1 rRNA gene is annotated in these 402 nt (G+C 57.2%); it reads left to right on the forward strand.

Features of this window, described 5'->3' with window-relative positions:
* Window positions 1-266 precede the first annotated feature (266 nt).
* Window positions 267-379, forward strand: a 5S ribosomal RNA gene (rrf, locus tag AB4Y31_RS31845).
* Window positions 380-402: the final 23 nt, after the last annotated feature.

Below are 402 nucleotides of genomic sequence, written 5' to 3' on the forward strand. Positions count from 1 at the left end.
TTGCCCGTAAGGCTTGATCCTATAACCGGAGCGTTTTGCGCCCAGTGTTATCGCTTTAGCGATTACTCTGGGCTCATGCAAAGCTAGTGACCAGTTAGTGCTTTAGCACTTACTGGGAACCACCCCCGTAGGGGGTAAGCCCCCCCAAAGGGAGGCTACGCTTCAGGACCCTCGCGATGTGCCACGATGCACTCGCTACCCACCCCTTACTCCCCTTCTTCCCAGATTGGCTGTGCCGTCCACCCGCGACACAGCAACAAGTCATGCCTGATGACCATAGCGAGTTGGTACCACCCCTTCCCATCCCGAACAGGACCGTGAAACGACTCCACGCCGATGATAGTGCGGATCCCCGTGTGAAAGTAGGTAATCGTCAGGCTCCCCAACCCCATCAAACCCCCG

This window comes from Trinickia sp. EG282A (genome assembly GCF_040965455.1).
GTDB lineage: Bacteria > Pseudomonadota > Gammaproteobacteria > Burkholderiales > Burkholderiaceae > Trinickia > Trinickia symbiotica.